The sequence below is a fragment of the Halorubrum sp. GN11_10-6_MGM genome, assembly GCF_005435165.1.
GTDB lineage: Archaea > Halobacteriota > Halobacteria > Halobacteriales > Haloferacaceae > Halorubrum.
On sequence record NZ_SGUC01000035.1, the window covers coordinates 1 to 22,398 of the forward strand.

25 protein-coding genes and 1 pseudogene are annotated in these 22,398 nt (G+C 71.1%); 14 read left to right on the plus strand and 12 right to left on the minus strand.

What is annotated here, in order from left to right:
- Positions 1–537: 537 nt before the first annotated feature.
- The 4 genes and pseudogenes from EXE46_RS13745 to EXE46_RS13755 all read right to left on the minus strand — a co-directional run bounded on the left by EXE46_RS13745 (position 538) and on the right by EXE46_RS13755 (position 5,257).
- Positions 538–1,323 carry an aldo/keto reductase gene (locus tag EXE46_RS13745; RefSeq protein WP_137688975.1) on the minus strand — a complete coding sequence of 262 codons (786 nt, stop codon included), beginning with the start codon at positions 1,321–1,323 and terminating at the stop codon, positions 538–540.
- 119 nt (positions 1,324–1,442) lie between these two features.
- Entirely contained in the window at positions 1,443–3,989 is a 2,547-nt protein-coding gene (locus tag EXE46_RS13750; RefSeq protein WP_199234177.1) for a cation-translocating P-type ATPase, read from the minus strand.
- Positions 3,990–4,103: 114 nt separating this feature from the next.
- A pseudogene (locus EXE46_RS17210) lies at positions 4,104–4,835 on the minus strand (sulfite exporter TauE/SafE family protein); the annotation flags it as partial.
- Positions 4,832–5,257, minus strand: a complete 426-nt coding sequence (locus EXE46_RS13755; protein ID WP_137688951.1) for a plastocyanin/azurin family copper-binding protein — start codon at positions 5,255–5,257, stop codon at positions 4,832–4,834. The gene EXE46_RS13755 and the pseudogene EXE46_RS17210, both read right to left, overlap by 4 nt.
- A 381-nt stretch (positions 5,258–5,638) precedes the next feature.
- On the opposite strand from EXE46_RS13755, the gene EXE46_RS13760 reads away from it, so the two are divergent.
- From EXE46_RS13760 to EXE46_RS13775, 4 genes are all read left to right on the plus strand, one after another.
- Positions 5,639–6,439, plus strand: a complete 801-nt coding sequence (locus EXE46_RS13760; protein ID WP_137688976.1) for a bacteriorhodopsin — start codon at positions 5,639–5,641, stop codon at positions 6,437–6,439.
- A 105-nt stretch (positions 6,440–6,544) separates the two neighbouring features.
- Positions 6,545–6,883, plus strand: coding sequence for a peptidyl-tRNA hydrolase Pth2 (gene pth2, locus EXE46_RS13765; protein WP_137688952.1), 339 nt, complete (start codon positions 6,545–6,547; stop codon positions 6,881–6,883).
- Complete coding sequence (gene truD / locus EXE46_RS13770) at positions 6,884–8,353, plus strand: tRNA pseudouridine(13) synthase TruD (protein WP_137688953.1); 1,470 nt, start codon at positions 6,884–6,886, stop codon at positions 8,351–8,353.
- A 104-nt stretch (positions 8,354–8,457) separates the two neighbouring features.
- Positions 8,458–9,012 (plus strand): GMP synthase subunit A, encoded by a 555-nt coding sequence (locus EXE46_RS13775; protein ID WP_137688954.1) that lies wholly within the window; start codon positions 8,458–8,460, stop codon positions 9,010–9,012.
- 35 nt (positions 9,013–9,047) lie between these two features.
- Here EXE46_RS13775 and EXE46_RS13780 read toward each other — a convergent pair whose 3' ends face one another.
- The 6 genes from EXE46_RS13780 to EXE46_RS13805 all read right to left on the minus strand — a co-directional run bounded on the left by EXE46_RS13780 (position 9,048) and on the right by EXE46_RS13805 (position 11,039).
- Positions 9,048–9,473: a universal stress protein gene (locus EXE46_RS13780; protein ID WP_137688955.1), complete on the minus strand. Its 426-nt coding sequence runs from the start codon at positions 9,471–9,473 to the stop codon at positions 9,048–9,050.
- 113 nt (positions 9,474–9,586) lie between these two features.
- The gene (locus EXE46_RS13785) at positions 9,587–9,853 is read right to left on the minus strand and encodes a DUF3194 domain-containing protein (RefSeq protein ID WP_137688956.1); all 267 of its coding nucleotides are present in this window, start codon (positions 9,851–9,853) and stop codon (positions 9,587–9,589) included.
- Between the two features lie 4 nt (positions 9,854–9,857).
- The gene (locus EXE46_RS13790; protein ID WP_137688977.1) at positions 9,858–10,244 is read right to left on the minus strand and encodes a prefoldin subunit beta; all 387 of its coding nucleotides are present in this window, start codon (positions 10,242–10,244) and stop codon (positions 9,858–9,860) included.
- A gap of 108 nt (positions 10,245–10,352) precedes the next feature.
- Positions 10,353–10,610, minus strand: coding sequence for a KEOPS complex subunit Pcc1 (locus EXE46_RS13795; protein WP_137688957.1), 258 nt, complete (start codon positions 10,608–10,610; stop codon positions 10,353–10,355).
- Between the two features lie 24 nt (positions 10,611–10,634).
- Entirely contained in the window at positions 10,635–10,769 is a 135-nt protein-coding gene (locus EXE46_RS13800; protein WP_137688958.1) for a DNA-directed RNA polymerase subunit P, read from the minus strand.
- A gap of 3 nt (positions 10,770–10,772) precedes the next feature.
- Complete coding sequence (locus tag EXE46_RS13805; protein ID WP_086220860.1) at positions 10,773–11,039, minus strand: 50S ribosomal protein L37ae; 267 nt, start codon at positions 11,037–11,039, stop codon at positions 10,773–10,775.
- A gap of 517 nt (positions 11,040–11,556) precedes the next feature.
- Between EXE46_RS13805 and EXE46_RS13810 the strand changes: the two genes are divergently transcribed.
- From EXE46_RS13810 to EXE46_RS13850, 9 genes are all read left to right on the plus strand, one after another.
- Positions 11,557–12,492 (plus strand): thiazole biosynthesis protein, encoded by a 936-nt coding sequence (locus EXE46_RS13810; protein WP_137688959.1) that lies wholly within the window; start codon positions 11,557–11,559, stop codon positions 12,490–12,492.
- Between the two features lie 484 nt (positions 12,493–12,976).
- Complete coding sequence (pyk, locus tag EXE46_RS13815; RefSeq protein WP_137688960.1) at positions 12,977–14,734, plus strand: pyruvate kinase; 1,758 nt, start codon at positions 12,977–12,979, stop codon at positions 14,732–14,734.
- A 122-nt stretch (positions 14,735–14,856) separates the two neighbouring features.
- Complete coding sequence (locus tag EXE46_RS13820; protein WP_137688961.1) at positions 14,857–15,144, plus strand: hypothetical protein; 288 nt, start codon at positions 14,857–14,859, stop codon at positions 15,142–15,144.
- Between the two features lie 57 nt (positions 15,145–15,201).
- Positions 15,202–15,825 (plus strand): NfeD family protein, encoded by a 624-nt coding sequence (locus EXE46_RS13825; protein ID WP_137688962.1) that lies wholly within the window; start codon positions 15,202–15,204, stop codon positions 15,823–15,825.
- Positions 15,826–15,879: 54 nt separating this feature from the next.
- Positions 15,880–16,623 carry a YIP1 family protein gene (locus EXE46_RS13830; RefSeq protein WP_137688963.1) on the plus strand — a complete coding sequence of 248 codons (744 nt, stop codon included), beginning with the start codon at positions 15,880–15,882 and terminating at the stop codon, positions 16,621–16,623.
- 93 nt (positions 16,624–16,716) lie between these two features.
- A complete protein-coding gene (gene dcd / locus EXE46_RS13835; protein ID WP_137688964.1) occupies positions 16,717–17,334 on the plus strand; it encodes a dCTP deaminase in 618 nt (205 codons plus the stop codon).
- Positions 17,331–18,239, plus strand: coding sequence for a thiamine-phosphate synthase family protein (locus tag EXE46_RS13840; protein ID WP_137688965.1), 909 nt, complete (start codon positions 17,331–17,333; stop codon positions 18,237–18,239). Before dcd ends, EXE46_RS13840 begins: the two co-directional genes overlap by 4 nt.
- Before the next feature lie 304 nt (positions 18,240–18,543).
- Positions 18,544–20,667, plus strand: coding sequence for a methionine--tRNA ligase (gene metG, locus EXE46_RS13845; RefSeq protein ID WP_137688966.1), 2,124 nt, complete (start codon positions 18,544–18,546; stop codon positions 20,665–20,667).
- Positions 20,668–20,734: 67 nt separating this feature from the next.
- On the plus strand, positions 20,735–20,941 hold the full coding sequence (locus EXE46_RS13850; protein ID WP_137688967.1) for a hypothetical protein: 207 nt from the start codon (positions 20,735–20,737) through the stop codon (positions 20,939–20,941).
- A 32-nt stretch (positions 20,942–20,973) separates the two neighbouring features.
- On the opposite strand, the gene EXE46_RS13855 is transcribed toward EXE46_RS13850, so the two are convergent.
- Both EXE46_RS13855 and EXE46_RS17215 read right to left on the minus strand, forming a co-directional pair.
- Positions 20,974–21,399 (minus strand): VOC family protein, encoded by a 426-nt coding sequence (locus EXE46_RS13855; protein WP_137688968.1) that lies wholly within the window; start codon positions 21,397–21,399, stop codon positions 20,974–20,976.
- A 39-nt stretch (positions 21,400–21,438) separates the two neighbouring features.
- A complete protein-coding gene (locus tag EXE46_RS17215; protein ID WP_199234176.1) occupies positions 21,439–21,564 on the minus strand; it encodes a transporter in 126 nt (41 codons plus the stop codon).
- Positions 21,565–21,681: 117 nt separating this feature from the next.
- Here EXE46_RS17215 and EXE46_RS13860 point away from each other — a divergent pair, with 117 nt between their 5' ends.
- Complete coding sequence (locus tag EXE46_RS13860; protein ID WP_137688969.1) at positions 21,682–22,359, plus strand: 2,5-diamino-6-(ribosylamino)-4(3H)-pyrimidinone 5'-phosphate reductase; 678 nt, start codon at positions 21,682–21,684, stop codon at positions 22,357–22,359.
- The last annotated feature ends 39 nt before the right edge of the window (positions 22,360–22,398 follow it).

Sequence of the window (22,398 nt, forward strand, 5' to 3'; positions counted from 1 at the left end):
GCGACGCTCCGAGACGAACGTCTTGATAGGGAACATCGTTCGTCGGGTGACGCGGCCGCGTCACCCTTGCCTGCTGTGACTTCCAGCTACTGCTGAGAACTGACCAACAATCCTCTACCCAAGAGCGATACATGACTTCGGATCGGCAGGGAACGTCTCCAAGACCACAGCCGATCATTTATAAATAGACGACAGTGGCTCGGCGGTGACCACCGCCAAAGCCCCAGCCGTGAGACCGCAGTACGCTCGTTGCGCGCTTCAATCGCTCACTCCGTTCGCTCCTTCCAGTGCTTACGTCGCCTACTGCGGTCTCACGGCTGCCCCTTTGCGTCCCACCCCGCACCGCTCCGCACAGCACCTCACACCTCCCCAGCCTCGTCGCTCGCTGCTCGCGGCTTCGCCGCTCGCGTCGAGGTGCTCGCCTCGCTCGCACCTCGCACCGCTCGCGACTCCCTCGCGCGTGCGACTCGCAGCCTGACGGCTGCTCGTCGGCACGCGCCACCGCGCCCTCCTTTATTTAAAAGAAGCGTCGCTCGCCTACCAGTCCGGCCCGAAGTCGGGGTTGAGCTGGCGGTCGGTGCGGCCGAGGTCGTCGATCGCCTCGACGTCCTCGTCGTCGAGTTCCAGGTCGAGGCTGGCGAGGTTGTCGCGGATGTGGTCGATCCCGGTCGCCTTCGGGATGGCGGTGACGCCGGACTCGCGGAGCCACGCGAGGCTGACCTGCGCCGCGCTGACGCCGTGCTTCTCCGCGATCTCGGCTATCGCCGGGTCGTCGAGGATCTCGCCGCGGGCGAGCGGCGAGTAGGCGACGAGTTCGACGCCGTTCGCGTCGGCGTACTCTCGCAGCTCCTCCTGCCGGAGCAGCGGGTGCATCTCGACCTGGTTCGCGAACGGCGCCTCGCCGAGCGCGTCCGTCGCGGCGTCGAGGTGTTCCGGCTCGAAGTTCGAGACGCCGATCCGGTCGACGAGGCCGTCGTCGCGCAGCTCGGCGAACGCCGGCAGCGTCTCCTCGGACTCGTACTCCCCGGCCGGCCAGTGGACGTAGAGGAGATCGACCGAGTCGACGCCGAGCTTGTCGAGGCTCTTGCGGGTCGAGGAGGCGACGTCCGCGGGCGCGAGGTTGTCGATCCACACCTTCGTCGCGAGGAAGACGTCCTCGCGGTCGACGTCGCTTTTCGCGATCCCCTCGCCGACGGCCGCCTCGTTGCCGTAGATCTGCGCGGTGTCGACGTGGCGGTAACCGGCGTCGAGCGCGTTGGCTACCGATTCGGTACACTGCGCCGGCTCGTCGTTCTCCCACGTCCCGATCCCGAGGACGGGCATCCCGTTCCGGGTCGGCGTCGCGGGCTGCTGCTGTTGGTCTGTCATCGCCCGTGTGTACTCGGCTGAGCCGAAAGTCGCTTGCGGTAGGGGCGGGCGCGACCGGGTCGCGGACGGGCGACTCAGTCGTCCGACAGCAGCGCCCGCGAGGAGTTCGTCACCACGAGCAGGCTCGACGCGCCCATCGCCACGGCGGCGAAAAGCGGGTTGAGGAGGCCGGTCGCCGCGAGCGGGATAGCGACCGCGTTGTAGCAGAACGCCCAGCCGATGTTCCCCTTCACGCGCCGCCCGGCCGCCCGAGCGAGCTCGAAGACGGTCGCCACGGAGCCGAGCTCGTCGTCGACGATCGCCACGTCGGCGGCGTCGGCCGCCATCGCGGTGCCGCCGCCGAGCGCGATCCCGAGGTCGGCCGCGGCGAGCGCCGGCGCGTCGTTCGTTCCGTCGCCGACCATCACCGTGACGCCCCGCTCTTTCAGCCGCCCGACCGCCTCCGCCTTCCCCTCCGGCGGCACGCCGGCGAAGACGGACGAGACGGCGTCGTGGTCGGCGAACACCGTCGCCGCGCGCTCGTCGTCACCGGTGAGGACGATCACCTCGACGCCCGACTCGTCGAGCGCCGTCACCGTCTCCTCCCACCCCTCGCGCAGCTCGTCGCCGACGACGACGAACCCCTCGGCGGCGCCGTCGCGGCCGACCGCGACCGGGACGCGCCCCACGTCGCGCGCGCTGGCGACCGCCTCGCGGATCTCGTCGGGGACGGTCCAGCCGCGCTCGTCGAACAGGTCGGGGTGACCGACGACGACCTCGACGCCGTCGACGACGCCGACGACGCCGCGGGCGTGGCTCTCGAAGGAGTCGACCGCGGGCGCGTCGCCGTCGTCTGCGGGCGCGTCGACCGCCTCCGCACCGCCGTCGGCGACCGCCGGCGTCGCGCCGTCGCGGTTCGACTCGTCGAGAGCGGCGCCCTCGCCGTCGAGGCCCGCCCGCGCCGCCGCGACCGCCTGCCCGACCGGGTGCGCCGACCGCGATTCGAGCGCGGCCGCGAGCCGGAGCAGGTCGTCGTCGACCGCGCGGTCGACCAGCCGCATCTCGCCGGTGGTCAGGGTCCCGGTCTTGTCGAAGACGACCGTGTCGGCGTCGCGGATCCGCTCGAAGACGGTGTCGTCGAAGACGACGATGTTGCGTTCGAGCGCGTCGCGGATCCCGGCGGCGACCGCGAGCGGCGTTGCCAGCCCGAGCGCGCACGGACACGAGACGATCAGCACGGTCAGCCCGACGAGCATCGCGTCGGTCGGAGTCCCGCCGAGCGCGAGCGACGCCCCCGCGGCGACGGCCGCGATGACGAGGACCGCCGGGACGAAGACGGTCGCGAGCCGGTCCGCGAGCTTCTGGACGCCGTGGTTCCCGCTCTGGAGGTCGTAGACGAGCTCCGCGACGCGGTCGAGGCTGGACGTGGCGTCCGGCCCCACCGCGACGGTCAGGGATCCGTCCGTCACGACGGAGCCGCCGACGACCGCGTCGCCGGCGACCTTCCTGACCGGCAGCGACTCGCCGGTGACGACCGACTCGTCGACCGCGGCGTCGCCGTCGACCGCCTCGCCGTCGACCGCGATTCGCTCGCCCGCACGCACGAGCAGTCGGTCGCCGGCTTCGAGCGCGGCGACCGCGACCGTCTCCGTCTCGCCGTCCGCGGTCAGCCGACGCGCGTCGTCGATCTGGACCGCCGTGACCTCGGAGAGGAGTTCCGTCGCGCGGTCTTTCACCGAGTCCTCGTAGTGGTTGCCGACCGTGACGATGACGACGATCGCGACCGTCACGTCGTAGTATATCGAGGGCGACTCGACGAAGATCACCGCGAGCGTGCTGTAGAGGTAGGCGCTCACCGCTGCGATGGCGACGAGGAGGTCCATGTTCGGCGAGCGCGTCTTCGCGCTGACGTACGCGCCCCGCAGTATCGGCTTTCCGGTGAAAAAGAGGACGATGGTGGTCAACACGCCGATGACGATGAAGAAGTACGTGCCGGAGGTGGAGGCCATCGCCTCGTTGAGGTACGCCAGCGTGCGCTCGTTGTAGAACGGGAACGCGAAGTACGTCGGGTAGATGAGGACGATGTACTGCAGCATGACGGCCATCCCGACGAGGACGCCGGCCGCGAGCCGCGCCGTCGCCATGTTGTTCGCCTGTCGGCGCGAGAAGGCGTCGTCGCGGGCGTACGCGCTGTATCCGAGCCCGCTAACGGTCTCCGTGAGGTCGTCGATCGTGACGGCGTCGGGGTCGTGGTCGATTCGCACGGTGTCGGTGACGTAGCTCGCGCTCGCGCCGCTGACGCCGTCGGCGTCGGTCGCGACCGTCTCGATGAACGCCTCGCAGGTCGCGCAGTGCATCCCGTCGACCTCGAGGAACGTCGCCTCGTGGCCGTCGGGGACGTCGCGGTCGCCGCCCGCGGAGCCGCCCGCGTCGTCGCCGTCCCCGGATTCCCGCCGACGCTCGCGGACGGCGTCGGCGTCCACGTCGACGTCGCCGAGGGCGCCGTACACGTCCCGGCAGCCGGTACAGCAGAAGCGGTTGCCGTCGCCGTCGGTGACGTCGACGCCCTCGGTCGGGAGCTCGCAGAGGGTACAGGCGCCGGGGTCGCCGTCTGGGCCCGCAGGGGCGTCGCTCGCGCTCATCTCACATCCCCCCCCCATGCCGGCGTCGAGCGGGTTCCAGAACGGCAGCCGCGGGTGCGGCACGTGAATCCCGACGGACATCAGCCCGTGGGCGAACAGCACGTAGCCGAGCGCGACGAACGCGACGCCCAGCAGCCGGTGGACCCGGCGGCGCTGGACGGGGTCGACGCTCTCGATCAGCGTCCCGTAGGCGAAGACGGCGGGGATCGTCCCCAGCCCGAGTGCGCCCAGCGCGACGCCGCCCGCGACCGCGGAGCCGCTCGCGAAGGCGTACAGGTACGCCGGGTAGAGGATCGGACAGGGGAGCAGCCCGTGGACCGCGCCGAGCGCGACGATCCCCGGACCGTTCGCGAGCCGGTCGACGTGCCCGGTGAGCCACCCGGTGACGCGGTCGAGCCCTGGGAGGTGGACCCCGCCGGTCGCGCCGCCGAGGAGGTAGCGGACGCCGACGGCGATCACGGCCGCGCCGACGAGGAGCCCGACCCCGCCGCGGACGGCTTCCGCGGTGCCGGTCAGGGTCGCCGTGGTGACGAACACCGCGCCGCCGAGCGCGCCGAGGAGGGTTCCGATCGTCGCGTAGCTCGCCGCGCGGCCGAGGTTGAACAGCGCGTGCTGGCGGACCTCGTAGGTGGTCAGGTGCCCCTCGCGGCCGGTCGTCGCGTCCGAGGCGCGCGCGGCGCCCGTCCCGCCGCCGTCGGCCCGCCCGCCGTCGGCGTCCATCCGGCTCGCGTAGACGGTGACGAGCGGGCCGCACATCCCGATACAGTGGGCGCCGCCGAGCAGCCCGATGGCGAGGAACAGCAGCACGTCGGTCCCGAGCAGCGGCGAGAGGGCCACGTCGATCACTCCTCCACGACAACGGTGCCGAACATGCCGCCCTCGCGGTGGGGGATACAGACGTACTCGTAGGCGCCGGGGACCGTGAACGTGTGCTCGAAGCGGTCGCCGCTCTCCAAGATACCTCCGAAGTCGGCGTTCCACGCCGCCTCGGCGGACGCGTAGTCGTCGAAGCCGCCCGAGGCGAAGAACTCGGCGCCGTCCGGGATCCCGCTCTCCGTCGCGGTGACGGTGTGCGCCCGCGCGCTCGTGTTCTCCCAGACGACGGTCTCTCCGACCGAGACCGTTATCTCCCGCGGCTGGTACGCGGAGGCGAGCATCCCGACGTCGCGGTCCGACTCGCCGCCGACGCCCGCGCAGCCGGCGAAAGCGACCGCGGCCGCCGCGCTCCCGACGGCGCCCGACCGCCGGAGGAACCGTCTGCGATACATACCCCATCTGGGGGCCTGAACGGTTTCAATACCGCGGTCGACCCCGCCGCGTGGGAACGGATTTCCCGTGGCCCGCGAACGCGACCACTCCCGAACGCGACCGCCCCGGACAGCGCCGGTGCGACCTCGTCGGGCTCGCGGACGGCGAGAGCCGAGCCGGACGCGGTCGGGCGCGGTCGGCGCTGCGCGGAGGGGCGTGGGGACCGCCCGTCCACGCGCAAACGGAACCGAACAGATAGCGAAGATACGGACCGAGATCGAAACAATCAGACCTTACCAGTCAGGTTCGTGTGTTTACTCAAGACAACGCCTGTTTTCTGATGTCGCATGATCGAAACAGCAGCGGTAGACGCGCTCGCAAGCGGAACAGTCCCGCTCGAAATGACCCAGACCCAGATCTTCGAGGCGGTTCAGAGCGACGCGCTCCTCGCCTCGTCGCTCTGGATCAACATCGCCCTCGCCGGCCTCTCGATCCTCCTGTTCGTGTACATGGGCCGAAACGTGGAGGACCCGCGCGCACAGCTGATCTTCGTCGCCACGCTGATGGTACCGCTGGTGTCCATCTCCAGCTACACCGGGCTCGTCTCCGGGCTCACCGTGAGCTTCCTCGAAATGCCGGCCGGGCACGCGCTGGCCGGCCAAGAGGTGCTCACCCCGTGGGGCCGGTACCTCACGTGGGCGCTGTCGACGCCGATGATCCTCGTCGCGCTCGGGCTGCTCGCCGGCTCGAACCTGACGAAGCTGTTCACCGCGGTCGTGGCTGACATCGGGATGTGCGTCACCGGCCTCGCCGCCGCGCTGACCACGTCCTCGTACCTGCTGCGGTGGGTCTGGTACGTGATCAGCTGCGCGTTCTTCGTCGTCGTCCTCTACATCCTGCTCGCGGAGTGGGCCGAGGACGCCGAGATCGCCGGCACCGCGGACATCTTCAACACGCTGAAGGTGCTCACCGTGGTCCTCTGGCTCGGCTACCCGATCTTCTGGGCGCTCGGCGCCGAGGGGTTCGCGGTGCTCGACGTCGCCGTCACCTCGTGGGCGTACAGCGGGATGGACATCGTCGCGAAGTACCTCTTCGCGTTCCTCCTGCTGCGCTGGGTCGTGAACAACGAGCGGGCGGTCGCCTCCATGGCGTCCGGTCTCGGCTCGGTCTCGGGCGGCGACGCGGCGCCCGCGGACGACTGACGGCGCGGTCGGTCGTCTACCCCCCGCTTTGCTGACCGACGACGAGCCAGCGGGCCCGGGGGCCGAGAGCAAAGCGCTAAACCCGCGGCGGGGGTGAAACGACACATGAAACAGGCGATCGTCGCGCGGGCGGACATCGGGATGGGCGAGGGGAAACTCGCCGCGCAGGTCGCGCACGCGTCGCTGTCGGCGTACCAGGACGCGAGCGATCGAGCGCGAAAGAAGTGGCAGGGCGAGGGCCAGAAGAAGGTGGTGCTGAAGGGGAACTCCGAGAGCCAGCTGTTCGAGCTGGCCGACAAGGCGGACAAGGAGGGGCTCCCGTACGCCATCGTCCGGGACGCGGGCCACACGCAGTTGGAGCCGGGGACCGTCACCGCGCTCGCGGTCGGCCCCGCTCGCGACGAGAGCGTCGACCGCGTGACCGGCGACCTCTCGCTGTACTGAATGGCCTCCGAACGCACCCTCCGCGAGGCGCATCCGACCGAGCGCGCGGTCGGCATCGAACACTACGTCAGCGGCGCCGACGGGATCGGCGGGCGGCTCCGCGAGTCGCCTGAGGACTTCCGCGTCCGCGAGCTGGAGGCGTTCGACGCGGAGCCGCTCGATTCGGACCCCGGGAGCTACCCCGAACTCGTCGTCCGGGCGACGCTCCGCGACTGGGACACGAACGACTTCGCGCGCCGGCTCTCGGACGCGCTCGGAATCAGTCGCGAGCGGGTCTCGTGGGCCGGGACGAAGGACAAGCGCGCCGTCACCACGCAGCTGTTCACGGTCCGCGGGGTCGAGGCGGAGGACCTCCCCGAGATCCACGGCGCCGAGATCGAGGCGCTCGGCCGGGCGGGACGGAGTCTCTCGTTCGGCGACCTCGCCGGGAACGCCTTCGAGATTCGCGTCGCGGACGCGGTCGACGGCGCCTCCGAGCGCGTCGCCGAGACGGTGCGGGACCTGCGGGCGTTCGCGGGCGACGCGGAGGCGGAGAGCGCTCCGTCCGACGCGAGGGATCTGTCGGCGGAGGCGACCGTCGGCGTCCCGAACTACTTCGGCCAGCAGCGGTTCGGGAGCCGGCGACCCGTCACCCACCTCGTCGGGCTGGCGATCGCCCGGAACGACCCCCGCGAGGCGGTCCGGCTGTACGCCGGCAACCCGGCCGAGACGGAGCCCGACGACACCCGGGCCGCGCGCGACCGGGTGGACGCCGCCTTCGGCGCGGGCGAGGGTCCCGAGTCCGACGGCGCGGACCGCGCCGACGCCGACGGCGACTGGGTCGCCTGCCTCGACGCGATCCCCGGGAAGCTCCGGTTCGAGCGCTCGATGGTCCACCGGCTCGCCGACCGCGGCGTCGCCCCCGACGCGCCGCCGGACGACGGGGACTGGTGGCACGCGCTGGAAGCCGTCCCCTCGAACCTCCAGCGGCTGTTCGTCAACGCCGCGCAGTCGTTCCTGTTCAACCGGATCGTGAGCGAGCGGCTCCGTCGGGGGCTCCCGTTCGACCGCCCCGTCGCCGGCGACGTGGTGTGTTTCGCGGACGGCGACGCGCCCGCGGGGCTGTACGCGCCCGACACCGACCGGCTCCAGCGGGTCGACGCCGACCGGGTCGACGTGGTCTCGCGGCACTGCGAGCGCGGGCGGGCGTTCGTCACCGCGCCGCTCGTCGGTACGGAGACGGAGCTCGGCGACGGCGAGCCGGGCGAGATCGAACGGGAGGTCCTCGCCGACGCCGAGATCGAACCGGGCGATTTCGACCTCCCCGGCGAGTTCGACTCCCGCGGGACCCGGCGGGCGATCCTCCTGCGAACCGACCTCGACGTCTCGTTCGCGGGCGGTGACCCCCGGTTCGCGTTCGCGCTCCCGAGCGGCTCGTACGCGACCGTACTGCTCCGCGAGTTCACGAAACGCGGCCCGCTCGACCTCTGATCGATCCGCGTCTCTGGATCGAAACTAGAACGTAGCGGTCGAAAACACCACGATACTGCGACCCGTTCCGAGCCGCTTTTGTGCGACAGCCCTCAATCGGAGCCATGACCCGGATCGTCGTCATCGACCTCCACGGCCAGTTCACGCACCTCGAACGGCGGGCGCTCCGCGACCTCGGCGTCGACACCGAGATCGTCTCGGCGGAGACGCCGGCCGACGAGGTCGACGCGGACGGGGTCGTCCTCTCGGGCGGCCCGGACATGGACCGCGTCGGCAACGCGCCGGAGTACCTCGACCGCGACGTTCCCGTGCTCGGGATCTGTCTCGGGATGCAGCTGATCGCCAGCGAGCTCGACGGCGCGGTGGGCGAGGGCGACTACGGCGGCTACGCCGACGTCGACGTCGAGATCGTCGACGAGGCAGACCGGCTGGTCGGCTCGCTCGCGCCCGAGACGCGCGTCTGGGCCTCCCACGCCGACGAGGTGACGGCGCTCCCGGACGGGTTCGCCCGCACCGCGACCTCCGACGTCTGCGGCATCGAGGCGATGTCGAACCCGGACGCGGGGCTGTACGGCGTCCAGTGGCACCCGGAGGTCGCCCACACCGAGCGCGGCGAGGAGGTCTTCGAGAACTTCGTCGCGATCTGCGAGTCGGCCTGAGAGGGCGGTCGATTTCTTCCCGCCCGACCGGTGGGTCACTCGCCGATGTGCGCCGTCAACACCGGGAGCTCGCTGTGTCGCACGACTCGCTCGGCGACCGACCCCGCGGTGACGAAGCGCCCGATACCGGTCCGGCCGTGGGTCCCCATCACGATCAGGTCGACCCCGTAGTCGGCCGCGGCGTCGATTATCTCCTCGTCCGGGCGGCCGCGGCGGAGGTGTTTCTCGGTCTCGACGTCCCGCGCCGCGGCCGCCTCGGCGACCGCGTCGAGCGCGCGCTCGCCCCGTTCCTCCTCGCGTTCGACGACCACGTCCCACTCGTCGGCGCCGGCGATACCCTCGTCGACGACGAACAGCGCGTGGATCCGGGCGCCCGTCAGCGCGGCGAGGTCGCAGGCCTGCTCGATCGCGGCGGCGCTCCCGGCGCTCCCGTCGGTCGGACACAGGATCGCGTCGTACATATCGGCCCGACCCACGGTCCGACCGCTGATAAACGGTGCCCCGCAGATCGTGCGCTAACGCGGAAGCGAGCCGCTCTCCGCGTTCATCGGTGCCGATCGAAAAGGCCGCCCGCCTACGCCGCGAACAGCTCGTCGACCGCCTCGCCCGCGGTCTCGACCGCCTCCTGTGCGACCGCCTCGGGGTCGGCGTCGGCGTCGTCGGGCGCGTTGAGGTAGACGTCGACGTCGAGGACGCCCTCCTCGAACGTGACGGTGACGTCCAAGTCCGTGACCGTCGATTGGTCGTAGTGTTTGAACACGATCCCCTCGGCCGCCTCCGCGGCGGTGCGAACGACTTCGTCGTCGCTCGGCTCCGAGGCGTCGTCGGCGTCGTCGGTCACGGCCTTACGCGCCGCCGGCGCCCGGGCCGCCCGGTCCCATCGGGCCGCCGCCGCCGGCGCCGCCCTGGAGCATCTGCTGGAGCTCGCTCTGGAGGTCGTCGAACTGCTCTTCGACGCGCTCCTCCTGCTTTTCGAGCTGCTCGACGCGGACTTCGAGCGAGTCGACCTTGTTCTCGAGGTCGTCGTAGGCGGACTCGTAGTCCGTCTCGACGAGGACCTCGCCGATCTCGCGGTACATCCCCGCGTCCTCGTCGACGTCTTCGAGGGCGTCGAGGGCGGTCTTCGACTCGTTCAAGGCGGACTGCGCCTGCTCCTTCTGCTCGGCGACCTGCTGTGCGGTCTCCTGAAGCTCCTGTAGTTCCTCGATCTTCTCCTGTGCCTCGGGCGGCATGTTCCCTTGCATGGGCGGACCGAGGCGGCCCGGACGGAAAAACCCACTACATCTACCTCGTCCGGTCAGGTCGGCAATAGGAGGGGATTCGGGGACGCTCGCGTCGGTTTAGCCGTCCAACGCGCCGACGCGCTCGGCGACCGCGACCAGCCGCGACCAGCTGTTGACGCCGGCGCGCAGCGCCACGAGATCGTCTGCGGCCACGCGGACGCGGACCGCGTCGCCCTCGCGGTCGACGGCCGCGGTCGAGCGGGCGTCGTCGATCTCGCCGACCTCGGGGCCGAGCGCGTCGGCCACGATCCGGGCGCGCCGCTCGGTGTCATAGGTGACGGAGAAGACCGTCTCGTGTGCGCGCGTCGTCGTCACGGTCCCGAAGAAGTGGAGACGGCGTTACTCGACGGTGACTTCCTTGATGCCGCCGCCGCGCTCTTTCAGGAGGACGCGGTGGCCGCAGTACGGGCAGCGCACGCCGCCGTACTCGTCGAGGGTGACGTCGCGCTTACAGCGGGAGCACTTGTAGCTCATGTCCTATTCCTCGTCGGCGAGCGCGGCGCGGATGGAGCGGCGGACGGTGCGACCGCCGGGCGTCTCGGGGCGGTACGCGCCGCCCGTGAACGTCTCGCCGGTCTCTTCGTTGACCCAGATGCCGGTGCCTTTGCGCGTGACGTCGTCGCCGTCGACGGTCGCGTTGCGCATCTCCTCTTCGATGTCCTGGACCCGCTTGCGGGAGACCCGGCCGTAGCGGGCGCCGAATCGGCCCGCGCTCCCGGTGCTTCGTGCCTTGTCCTCAGCCATAGTGAGTCCGTGTACCGCCAGCGCGGGTAAAAAGGCTACGAGTTGGGGGCGGTCGGGAACGTCCGCGGCGACGAGGGCAGACAAATCGAAACGAGGGCAGACAAATCGAATGCGGTGGCGCGTGCCTCCGAGGCCGCATCGCGGCCGAGGAGCACGCGCGAGGGAGTCGCTGGCGGCATCAGCCGCCAGCGACGAGGCTGGGGAGGCGTGAGGTGCGGTCGCGGTGCGGAGCGGGGCGGGACTCGAAGGGGCAGTCGGGAGGCGGGCGCAGGCGATGTAAGCACCGCAGCGAAGGAGCGCTAGCGACTGAGCGAGGAGCGTAGCGAGCGTGCGCCCGCCTCCCGACTGGGGCTTCGGCGGTGTTCGTGTCGATCGGTCGTTTATAGACGGAACCGAGGCAGTACAGCCGAGCAACTGGGGCTTCGGACGGGGCGACCCCGTCCTCCCGCCACCATTTATAAACACGTTCGGTCCCGACCGCAACGCCTTTTACAACCAAGTAGTATTACCAAGTTGTATGGACGGATTCAACGGCTTCGCGGACGTGAGCGAGACCGACGTAACGAGGGCCATCGGAAACGAGTGGACCGACGGCTTCCTGGACTTCACCGACTCCGAGGTCATCGTCCTCGGCGGCGGCCCCTCGGGGCTGATGGCCGCGAAGGAGTTGGCCGAGCGCGGCGTGAAGGTGATGATAGTCGAGAAGAACAACTACCTCGGCGGCGGCTTCTGGCTCGGCGGGTTCCTGATGAACACGGTGACGGTCCGCGACCCCGCCCAGGAGATCCTCGACGACCTCGACGTCGACTACGAGCCGGTCGAGGACGTCGACGGGCTCTACACGGCCCCGGGGCCGGAGGCCTGTTCCGGGCTGATCAAGGCGGCCTGCGACGCCGGCGCGCGCGTCCAGAACATGACGGAGTTCACCGACCTCGTCGTGCGCGAGGACCACGAGGTCGGCGGGATCGTGATGAACTGGACGCCGGTCCACGCGCTCCCCCGCGAGATCACCTGCGTCGACCCGATCGCGGTCGAGTCCGACCTCGTCATCGACGCGACCGGCCACGACGCCGTCGCGATCAGCAAGCTCGACGAGCGCGGCGTCCTGTCGGCGCCCGGCATCGAGCACGCGAAGGAGCACAACACCGGGATGGACCAGACCGACGACGGCGAGTACGGCGCGCCCGGCCACGACTCGCCCGGCCACGACTCGATGTGGGTCGGCGAGAGCGAGGACGCCGTCGTCGAGCACACCGGCGTCGTCCACGACGGCCTGATCGCCTCCGGGATGGCGGTCGCGACCGCGCACGGTCTCCCGCGGATGGGGCCGACGTTCGGCGCGATGTTGGTGTCGGGGAAGCGCGCCGCGCAGGCCGCGCTCGACGAGCTAGAGGTCGACGCGCCCGAGGTGGAGCTGTCGGTCGGGGGTGCGGCCGCGCCGGCGGACGACTAATAAACCACGCTGACGCTCCGGCGGCGGCTCCCTCCAACGCCCGCGGCGTACAATTATAAATCGTCGACTGCGGATCGACGGCGAACCGCTCCGAAGCCCCAGCCGCGAGGGCTCGCGCGGCTTGTTGCGGTCCTCGTCGCTCGCTTCGCTCGCTCCTGCGGTCCTTACTGCGCCGTGCTTCGCCCTCGCGACTGCCCCTTCGAGTCCCGCCCCGCTCCGCACCGCACCGCAACCGCACCTCACGCCTCCCCAGCCTCGTCGGTCGCCGCCGCTTCGCTCGGCGACCGACTCCCTCGCGCGGCGCTGCTTCGCGGCCGCCGGTGGCGGCCGCTCGCAGGCGCGCGCCGCCGCACCGCGTCGTTCACTTATAATTCTCGCCGCGTCTCCACGCGCGACCGGCTCTGTGCCGCCGTCCCTCACGAACGTTTACTCGGGAGCGACGCAACCGTGTGCCTTTTTCCGCCGCTGCGCCGAACTCGGCGGTATGCGAAACGCCAAGATCGTCTGTACGATCGGTCCCGCCTCGGACGACCGGGACACGATCCGCGGCCTCGCCGACGCGGGGATGTCCGTCGTCCGACTCAACGCCAGCCACGGGACGACCGACCACCGGGAGACGGTGATCGAGCGCGCCCGCGCCGTCGACGACGAGATCGACGACCCGCTCGCGGTGATGGTCGACCTGAAGGGCCCCGAGGTCCGCACCGCCGAGATCGACGAGCCGATTTCGCTCGCGAAGGGCTCGGAAGTGGTCTTCGAAGAGGGCGACGACGCGACCCCCGAGCGCGTCGGGCTCACCCACTCGATCGGCGCCGCCGAGCCGGGCGACACGGTCCTCCTCGACGACGGCCGGATCGAGTGCCGCGTCGAGCGCGTCGACGGCGAGTCCGTCGTCGCGACCGTCGTCTCCGGCGGAACACTCGGCTCCCGCAAGGGCGTGAACCTCCCGGGCGTCGCGATCGACGTCGATCTGATCACCCCCGAGGACGAGGCCGAACTCGACCTCGCGGCCCGGACGAACGCCGACTTCGTCGCCGCCTCGTTCGTGCGTGACGCCGACGACGTCTACCGGATCGCCGACGAACTGGAGGCCCGCGGCGGCGACGACATCCCGATCGTCGCGAAGATCGAGCGCGCCGGCGCGGTCGAGAACCTGGAGGGGATCGTCGACGCCGCCGACGGCGTGATGGTCGCCCGCGGCGACCTCGGCGTCGAGTGCCCGCTGGAGGACGTGCCCGTGATCCAGAAGCGGATCATCCGGACCTGCGTCAACGAGGGCGTCCCCGTCATCACCGCGACGGAGATGCTCGACTCGATGGTCTCCTCGCGGCGCCCGACCCGCGCCGAGGCCTCCGACGTGGCCAACGCCGTGCTGGACGGCACCGACGCCGTCATGCTCTCGGGCGAGACCGCGGTCGGCGAGGACCCTGTCAACGTCGTCGAGACGATGGACCGCATCGTCAGACAGGTCGAGGCGAGCGACGAGTACGCCGAGACCCGCGAGCAGCGCGTCCCGACCGCCGACGAGGGGTCGCGGACCGAGGCGCTCGCGCGCTCCGCGCGCTACCTCGCGCGCGACATCGGCGCGTCGACGGTCGTCGCCGTCTCGGAGTCCGGCTTCACCGCGCGCAAGACGGCCATGTTCCGCCCGGGCGTGCCGGTCGTCGCGACGACGCCGAACGACCGCGTCCGCCGCCAGCTCGCGCTCTCGTGGGGCGTCCGCCCCGTGCTGACCGAGTACGCGGACGACATGGAGGGAATCTTAGACAACGCGGTCGACGCCGCGCTCGACCGGGGCGGCGCCAAATCCGGTGACACCCTCGTGGTCCTCTCGGGGATGCTCACCGAGTTCGAGGGGACGAGCACGACGAACACGCTGAAGGTCCACGTCGCGGCCGAGACGGTCGTGACCGGCAAGGGGGTCGTCGCCGGCCGCGTCGCCGCGCCCGTCCACCGCACCGAGGACGGCGACCTCGACGCCCTGCCGGACGGCTCCGTCGTCGCGCTCGGCGCCGACTTCGACGGGGAGTTCTCCGGCGACCTCGACCGGATCGTCGGGGTCGTCGACGCCCGCGAGGGGATGACCGGCTACCCGGCCGTCGTCGCCCGCGAGCTCGGCGTCCCGATGGTCTCCGGCGCCGATCTGCCCGACTCGGTCGCGGACGGGACCACCGTCACCCTCGACGGCGAGCGCGGCGTCGTCTACGACGGCGACGTCCTTCGGGCCGCCCGCGAGCGGTAAAGCGGACTCACCGGGGGCGTCGCGGCGGACTCCTCGCGAGCGGCGCGCGCACTCGTCGGCCTCGCGCGCCGTTCGCGCCCGCGCCCGCCAGCCATTTATTACGGAGTCGCGTACGTGCGTCCATGAGCGACGAATCCGGCGACGACGCCCGCGAGGGGGAGCCGGCCGGCTCTCCGGAGTCGACCGAGTTCGGCGACAGGAGCCGGGCCAACGACGCCGGCGACGAGAGCGCGGACGACGGACGCGAGTGGCGCTTCTCGGTCGACGAGGTGGGGCCGGACGGCGTCACCGAGGACACGGCCACGCCGACGGACGAGCCGATCGAGCCGGGCGATGTCACCCTTGAACACGCGGCCTTCGTCGTCCTCGGCGTCGCGCTCACCGTCGGCGTCCTCCTGCTCGGGTTCTGAGGCCGGAGGCCGGCCGCGCGCACGACCACTTATCAGGCCGCGGCCGTAGGACCGAACATGAACGCGCTCGCACAGTCCGGGCTCCTCTCGCCGGACACCCTCCCCCTCCTGCTGTTGACCGCGGGGCTGCTGCTCTCGATGGCGGAGGCGCTCGCGCCCGGAGCGAACTTCATCGTCGTCGGCATCGCGCTCATCGGCGCGGGGCTCGGCGGGCTCCTCCTCTCGCCGCTCGTCGCCGGCGCCGGGCTGGTCGCCGTCATGGCCCTCCTCACGCTCGGCTTCGGCGCCGCGGCCTTCTACGGCTACCACGAGTTTGACCTCTACGGCGGGAAGGGCCAACAACAGACCAGCGACAGCGACTCGCTGAAGGGGAAGACGGGGACCGTCACGGAGCGCGTGACGCCCACCGGCGGCGAGGTGAAACTCGCCGGCGGCGGCTTCAACCCCCACTACTCCGCCCGGTCGATCGAGGGGACGATCGACGAGGGCGAGGAGGTGATGGTGGTCGACCCCGGCGGCGGCAACGTCGTCACCGTCGAGTCGATGGGGTACGTCGAGGACGACATCGACCGGGAACTGGCCGCCGACCGCGCTCGGAAGGCCGCGGCGAGTGAGGTCGAAGAGGAGGCCTCGACGGAACCGGACGAGTCCGACCCGGAGACCGAACTGGAACGGGAGTGAAGCCGGCAGGATCGAGCGAAAAGACACTTATTTTCGGCAGAGAATGGCCGAATTGTGTCTACCCCGCTCGCCGCCCTCACCCGTCCGCTCGGTGCGCTGATCGACCGCGTTCGCGGCGCATTCCGCGATCGCGACGCCGCCACGGTCGCGATCGCGATGCTCGTGCTCGTCACGATCGGAACCAGCGTCGGTATCCTCGCGCTCGGCGCCGTCTTCGACGCGACCGTCGACCAGCAGGTCACCGTCGACAACCCGGATCGTCCGCCGGAGTCGGCCTGCGAGACGTTCGGCGACGACTCCGACTCCGTGTTCGCCGAAGAGTGCGACGAGCCGGCGCAGATCGAGGTCGACGCCGGGTCGGAGCTCCGCGACGCCGCGACCGGCTACCTCCACTACGGGCTGATCGGCGTGCCGCTCTGGTGGGGGCTGTTCGCGCTCGCGCTCCACGCCGGCGCGCGCGTCGCCGGCGGGTCCGGGTCCGTCGGCGACAGCTTCGTGATCGCCGGCTGGGCGCTCGTCGGCGAACTGCTCCGGGTGATCGCCGGCGTCGCGGCGATCTGGTACACGCTCTCGACCACGGCGATCTCGGGGGCGACGTTCGAAGCGCTCTCCCAAGAACTCGTGGCCGCGATCACGACCGCGACCGGACCCCTCCTCGTCGCGTCCGCGGTGGCGATCGGGGTCCAGTGGGTCGTGGTCGTCGCGGGGTTGGAGGTCGAACACGACCTCGACCGGGGGAGCGCGGCCGGCGTGGCGGCGTTCTTCGGCGCCGTCGCGCTCCTGATCGCGGCGGCCTGAACGAGCGTGGAACGACGGCGGCTGCCCCTCGGCGCGACGATCGGTGCCCGCCGATTCGGGAGTTTTTAAGCCGCCGGCGCTCCGCCTCTCGGTATGATCCTGTCCGACGCCGACATCCTCGACCGGCTCGCCGAGGGGGACCTCGCGGTCGAGCCGCTCGACGACGTCGACCAGCAGGTCCAGCCCGCGAGCGTAGACCTCCGGCTCGGCGAGCGGTTCTTAGAGTTCCAGCGCACCAACATCCCCTGTATCCACCCGACCGACGCGGGCGAGGTGAGCGAGTACGTGACGGAGACGACCGTCGCCGAGGGCGACGAGTTCATCCTCCATCCCGGCGACTTCGTCCTCGGGACGACCGCCGAGCGCGTCGCGATCCCGGACGACCTCGTCGCGCACGTCGAGGGGCGCTCCTCGCTCGGCCGGCTCGCGATCGTGGTCCACGCGACCGCGGGGCTGTGCGACCCCGGGTACGAGGGGCAGATCACGCTCGAACTCTCGAACCTCGGGACCGCGCCGGTGGCGCTCTCGCCGGGGATGCGCGTCTCGCAGCTCACCTTCACGGAGCTGAAACGGCCCGCCGACCGGCCGTACGGCGCCGAGCGCGGGTCGAAGTATCAGGGACAGGACGGCCCGCAGGCGTCGCGGATCGGCGACGACCCGGAGTTCGACGATGACGCCCGGGCGGCGGGCGCGGAGGGAGAGAAGCGATGAGGTTCATCGAGGAGGTCGTCGTCGACGAGTTCCTGCCGACCGTCCGCTCGATGCTGGCGGAGGACCTCCGCGAGCGGGGGTTCACGCAGTCCGAGGTGGCCGACGCGCTCGGCATCTCGCAGTCGGCGGTGTCGAAGTACGCCGCGGGCGACGTGGCCAGGCGCGACGAGATCGTCGCCGACGAGCGCGTGCGCGACCTCGTCGAGCGCGTGGGCGAGGGGCTCGCGAGCGGCGACCTCACCCCCGTCGCGGCCCTGGTCGAGATCGAGGTGCTGATCCGCCAGCTGGAGGAGGGCGACCTCCTCGCGGACCTCCACGAGGCGGCGATGCCGGCGCTCGCCGACGCGGACGTCGAGTTCTCGGTCCACGACCCCGACAGCGGCCTCCGCGAGCGCGAGCGCGTCCTCACGTCGGTCCGGCGCGGACTCAGGACGCTGACGAACGCCTCGGGCTTCGCCGGGCTGATCCCGAACGTCGGCGCGAACGTCGCGGAGTGCCTCGCCGACGCCGCCACCGTCGACGACGTCGCCGCGGTCCCCGGTCGCCTCGTCGACGTGAAGGGCCGGGCGATGGTGCCCGGCGAGCCCGAGTTCGGCGTGAGCGAACACGTCGCGACGGTGCTGCTCGCGGCGCGCGAGGCGGGGGCGGACGTCCGCGGCGCGGTGAACCTCCGGTACGACCCGGAGACGGTCGAGGCGCTCGACGACGACCACCCGACCGTCGAGTTCGACGCGGAGCGACCGACCCGCGAGGCGGTCGCCGACGCGGTCGGGGCCGCGGACCTCCCCGCCGACGCGGACGCGCTCGTCCTGTACCAGACCGGCGCGGTCGGCGTCGAACCCATCGTCTACGTCCTCGCGCCGACCGCCGCGGAGGCGGCCCGGATCGTCCGCGGCCTCCTGTGAGCCGCCCTCGGGCGACGCTTTTTAGCCCCGACCGCTCGAAACGTGAGTCGTGACACGGGTCAGTCGGTCCGGGATGCGGATGCGCTCCTTTTAGCGGCGGGCGGACCCGTCGGCGTCGGCGCCGGCCGGTAACGCGGTCGACGCCGACGCGGCGGCGAATCCCGTCGCCTTCCGCAGCGCCCGGGCCGTCGACCGCGCGACCCGCGGGACGGACGGTGACTCGCGACCGACCGCCGCGCCGGCGACGGACCCGAACCAGCGGGCTTTAGACCCGATCGACCGACACACGACATACACACACCACATGAGCCACGACGACTTCCCCACCGACCGGCCCGCGGTGGTGACCTGTGGACTGCCGTACGCCAACGGCGACCTCCACATCGGTCACCTCCGCACCTACGTCGGCGGCGACGTGTACAGCCGCGCGCTCGACCGACTCGGGCAGGAGACCGCGTTCGTCTCCGGCTCCGACATGCACGGCACGCCCGTCGCGGTCAACGCCGAGCAGGAGGGCGTCTCGCCCGAGGAGTTCGCGCTCGACTGGCACGAGCGGTACGCCGAGACGTTCCCGAAGTTCAACGTCGACTTCGACAACTACGGTCACACCCACGACGAGACGAACACCGAGATCACCCAGCAGCTCGTCCGCGACCTCGACGAGGGCGGACACCTCTACGAGAAGGAGATCATGGTCGCGTACGACCCGGTCGACGACCAGTACCTCCCCGACCGGTACGTGGAGGGGACCTGTCCGTACTGCGGCGCGCACGCCCGGGGCGACGAGTGCGACGAGGGGTGCCAGCGCCACCTCGAACCCGGCGAGGTCGAGGACCCCGAGTCGACGATCTCGGGGAACCCGGCGGAGTACCGCGAGCGCACCCACCAGTTCTTCGCGGTCTCGGAGTTCGCCGACTACCTCTCCAAGTTCCTCGACCGGCTGGAGGGCACCTCGAACGCGCGTAACCAGCCCCGCGAGTGGATCGAGCAGGGGCTCCAAGACTGGTGTATCACCCGCGACATGGACTGGGGGATCGACCTGCCCGGCGAGAACCCGCAGGACCTCGTTCTCTACGTCTGGGTCGACGCGCCGATCGAGTACATCTCCTCGACGAAGCAGTACTCGGAGCGCGTCGGCGCCGACGAGTTCGACTGGGAGGCCGCCTGGAAGGAGGGCGCGAGCGACGAGCACCCGGAGGGCGGCGAGATCGTCCACGTGATCGGCCGCGACATCATCCAGCACCACACGATCTTCTGGCCCGCGATGCTGGAGGCGACCGACCACGCGGAGCCGCGTGCGGTGATGGCGAGCGGGTTCGTCACCCTCGGCGGGAAGGGGTTCTCGACCAGCCGCGACCGCGCGGTCTGGGCCGACGAGTACCTCGACGAGGGGTTCCACCCCGACCCGCTGCGCTACTACCTCGCGACCAACGGCGGGTTCCAGCAGGACGTTGACTTCTCGTGGGAGAAGTTCGCCGAGCGCGTCAACACCGAGCTGGTGGGGACCGTCGGCAACTTCCTCTACCGGTCGCTGCTGTTCGCCCACCGCAACTACGAGGGCGGCCCGGACGCCGACGCCCCGAGCGACGACGTGGCGGCGCGGATCGACGAGGCCGTCGAGGAGTTCGCGGCCGCGGTCGACGACTACTCCGTCAGGGCGCTCGGCGACGCCGTCACCGACCTCGCTCGGTACGGGAACGAGTACATCCAGCGCAACGAGCCGTGGAAGCTTGTCGACGAGGAGCCCGCGGAGGCCGAGCGGGTCATCTACGACTGCGTTGCGATCGCGAAGGCGATCGCGGTCCTCTTCGAGCCGCTGGCGCCGGAGAAGAGCGAGCGCCTCTGGGACCAACTCGGCGAGCCCGGTAGCGTCCACGACGCGACCGTCGACGCCGCCGGGGAAGGTCCCGCCGGCGACCTGAGCGAGCCGACCGAGCTGTTCGAACAGGTCGAAGACGAGCGCGTCGAGGATCTGAACGAGAAGCTCGAAGCGCGGGTCGCCGAGTCCGAGGCCGACGAGACGGACGACGACGACGAAGAGGGATCGAGCGCGAACGACGCCGACACCACCGACGACACCGACATGACCGACATCGAACCCCTCAGCGACGACCGCATCAGCTTCGACGACTTCCAAGAACTGGACATCCGCGTCGGGCGGATCGAGGACGCGGTCGGGATCGACGGCGCCGACGACCTGTTGAAGCTCACCGTCGACCTCGGCGCGGAGACCCGGACGATCGTCGCGGGGCTCAAAGGGCTCCACGACGTCGACGACCTGCCCGACACGAAGGTGATCGTGCTCGCGAACATGGAGAAGGCGGAGCTGTTCGGCGTCGAGTCCAACGGGATGGTGCTGGCGGCCGGCGAGGACGCCGACCTCCTCACCACCTACGAGGACGCCGCGCCCGGCACGAAGGTGAAGTGAGGCGGCGGCGCCGCCCGGACGGCAGCGGTTCTCGAAGTTTTATTTGGCTGACGCGTGACGGTCGCGTATGGCCCTCCTCCGTCGGTTCGAAGCGCTCTCGTTTCAGGCACAGCTAATCGCCGTCGCGGTCGTCTGCGACCCGATCGGATTCACCGCCGGCTACCTCCTCGCGCCCGAGTTCGGCGTCGAACCGATCCTCGGTGGCGTGTACGGACTCGTGGCCGCGAGCGTCCCGCTGTCGCTGCTCGTGCTCCGCGAGTCGATGTCGGGGTAGACCGGCGCGCGGGCCGCGCGGTCGGGGCCAGTTCAGGCGTCGAGCACCTCGATCAGGTTCCCCTCCGGGTCCCGGACGAACAGGATCGTCGTCCCGCTCTCGGTCGTCCGCGGCGGGCTCAGCGTCGGTACGTCGTCGTCGAGCCCCTCGTAGAACGCCTCGACGTCGTCGACCGTGAGCCCGAGGTGGGTCGCCCCGGGACGGTTCAGGTCGGGGTCGTCCGCGGGGCCGGTCTCGTCGGTCGGGTCGTACGCGACGAGTTCGACGATCGCACCCCCGGCGTCGAGGTGCGCGAACTCGGCCGCGGCGCCCTCGACGGCGACCGCGTCGGCGAAGGCGTCGCCGCCGACGGAGAACTCGGCGACGACGTCGAGGTCGAACGTCTCGGTGTAGAACGCCACGGCGCGGTCGAGGTCGGCGACGGTGATCCCGACGTGGTGTGCGGTCGGATCGGACACGGGCGGTCGCTCGGTCGGCGGCGGCTAAACGGTGTCGCCTCAGAGCCCGAACAGGCGAGCGACGAGGCCCGCGAGCACGACGAGCGCGCCGAGGATGAACGTGCCCGGGATCGGGAGGAGGAACAGGAGCGCGCCGATCAGGACGACGATCGTCGAGGTTCTCATTGCCCCCGGTTCGGTCCCGCGTCGGATACGCTTTGGGTCGCGGCGGCCTCCGCGGTCGAAGGTCGCGGCGGCCTCACCGACCGAAACGACCATTCCGCGTCCGGACGACCGTCGCGTATGTACGTGGTCGTCAACGCGGCCCAGAGCGTCGACGGGAAGCTCGCCACCCGCCGCCGGGAACAGCTCCGGATCTCCGGGCCGGAGGACTTCGACCGGGTCGACCGCGTCAGGGCGGCCGCGGACGCGGTGCTGGTCGGGGTGGGAACCGTCCTCGCGGACGACCCGCACCTCACGCTCGACGAGGAGGACCGCCGGGTAGAGCGGCTTCGGAACGGGCGGCCGGGCGACCCCGCCCGCGTCGTGGTCGACTCCACCGGCCGGACGCCGACCGACGCCCGAATCTTGGACGACGCGGCGACGACGTACCTGCTCGTCTCGGCGGCCACCGACACGGGTCGGCGCGAGGCGCTCGCCGAGGCCGGCGCGGAGGTGATCGTCGCGGGCGAGGAGCGCGTCGACGTCGCCGAGGGGCTCGATCGGCTCGCCGACCGCGGCGTCGACCGCCTGATGGTCGAGGGGGGCGGCGAGGTGATCTTCTCCTGTTTCGACGCGGGCGTGGTCGACGAGCTCCACGTCTACGTCGGCTCGCTCGTCATCGGTGGCCGAGACGCGCCCACGCTGGCGGACGGCGCCGGTTTCACCGAGGCGTTCCCGGACCTGACGCTCACGGGGACGGAGCGGCTCGACGACGGGGTCGTCCTCTCCTACGAGGTCGACGAGGACGGTGGGTCGTGACGGGAATGAGACGCCGTTCGGTCGAGTCGTGTGAACGGT

What these genes read in the sequence shown, in the direction of transcription:
- EXE46_RS13745 (WP_137688975.1), bottom strand. Translation starts at nt 1,323, where the DNA reads ATGCCCGTCCTCGGGATCGGGACGTGGGAGAACGACGAGCCGGCGCAG.
- EXE46_RS13750 (WP_199234177.1), bottom strand. Translation starts at nt 3,989, where the DNA reads ATGAGCGCGAGCGACGCCCCTGCGGGCCCAGACGGCGACCCCGGCGCC.
- EXE46_RS13755 (WP_137688951.1), bottom strand. Translation starts at nt 5,257, where the DNA reads ATGTATCGCAGACGGTTCCTCCGGCGGTCGGGCGCCGTCGGGAGCGCG.
- EXE46_RS13760 (WP_137688976.1), top strand. Translation starts at nt 5,639, where the DNA reads ATGACCCAGACCCAGATCTTCGAGGCGGTTCAGAGCGACGCGCTCCTC.
- pth2 (WP_137688952.1), top strand. Translation starts at nt 6,545, where the DNA reads ATGAAACAGGCGATCGTCGCGCGGGCGGACATCGGGATGGGCGAGGGG.
- truD (WP_137688953.1), top strand. Translation starts at nt 6,884, where the DNA reads ATGGCCTCCGAACGCACCCTCCGCGAGGCGCATCCGACCGAGCGCGCG.
- EXE46_RS13775 (WP_137688954.1), top strand. Translation starts at nt 8,458, where the DNA reads ATGACCCGGATCGTCGTCATCGACCTCCACGGCCAGTTCACGCACCTC.
- EXE46_RS13780 (WP_137688955.1), bottom strand. Translation starts at nt 9,473, where the DNA reads ATGTACGACGCGATCCTGTGTCCGACCGACGGGAGCGCCGGGAGCGCC.
- EXE46_RS13790 (WP_137688977.1), bottom strand. Translation starts at nt 10,244, where the DNA reads ATGCCGCCCGAGGCACAGGAGAAGATCGAGGAACTACAGGAGCTTCAG.
- EXE46_RS13800 (WP_137688958.1), bottom strand. Translation starts at nt 10,769, where the DNA reads ATGAGCTACAAGTGCTCCCGCTGTAAGCGCGACGTCACCCTCGACGAG.
- EXE46_RS13805 (WP_086220860.1), bottom strand. Translation starts at nt 11,039, where the DNA reads ATGGCTGAGGACAAGGCACGAAGCACCGGGAGCGCGGGCCGATTCGGC.
- EXE46_RS13810 (WP_137688959.1), top strand. Translation starts at nt 11,557, where the DNA reads ATGGACGGATTCAACGGCTTCGCGGACGTGAGCGAGACCGACGTAACG.
- pyk (WP_137688960.1), top strand. Translation starts at nt 12,977, where the DNA reads ATGCGAAACGCCAAGATCGTCTGTACGATCGGTCCCGCCTCGGACGAC.
- EXE46_RS13820 (WP_137688961.1), top strand. Translation starts at nt 14,857, where the DNA reads ATGAGCGACGAATCCGGCGACGACGCCCGCGAGGGGGAGCCGGCCGGC.
- EXE46_RS13825 (WP_137688962.1), top strand. Translation starts at nt 15,202, where the DNA reads ATGAACGCGCTCGCACAGTCCGGGCTCCTCTCGCCGGACACCCTCCCC.
- dcd (WP_137688964.1), top strand. Translation starts at nt 16,717, where the DNA reads ATGATCCTGTCCGACGCCGACATCCTCGACCGGCTCGCCGAGGGGGAC.
- EXE46_RS13840 (WP_137688965.1), top strand. Translation starts at nt 17,331, where the DNA reads ATGAGGTTCATCGAGGAGGTCGTCGTCGACGAGTTCCTGCCGACCGTC.
- metG (WP_137688966.1), top strand. Translation starts at nt 18,544, where the DNA reads ATGAGCCACGACGACTTCCCCACCGACCGGCCCGCGGTGGTGACCTGT.
- EXE46_RS13850 (WP_137688967.1), top strand. Translation starts at nt 20,735, where the DNA reads ATGGCCCTCCTCCGTCGGTTCGAAGCGCTCTCGTTTCAGGCACAGCTA.
- EXE46_RS17215 (WP_199234176.1), bottom strand. Translation starts at nt 21,564, where the DNA reads ATGAGAACCTCGACGATCGTCGTCCTGATCGGCGCGCTCCTGTTCCTC.
- EXE46_RS13860 (WP_137688969.1), top strand. Translation starts at nt 21,682, where the DNA reads ATGTACGTGGTCGTCAACGCGGCCCAGAGCGTCGACGGGAAGCTCGCC.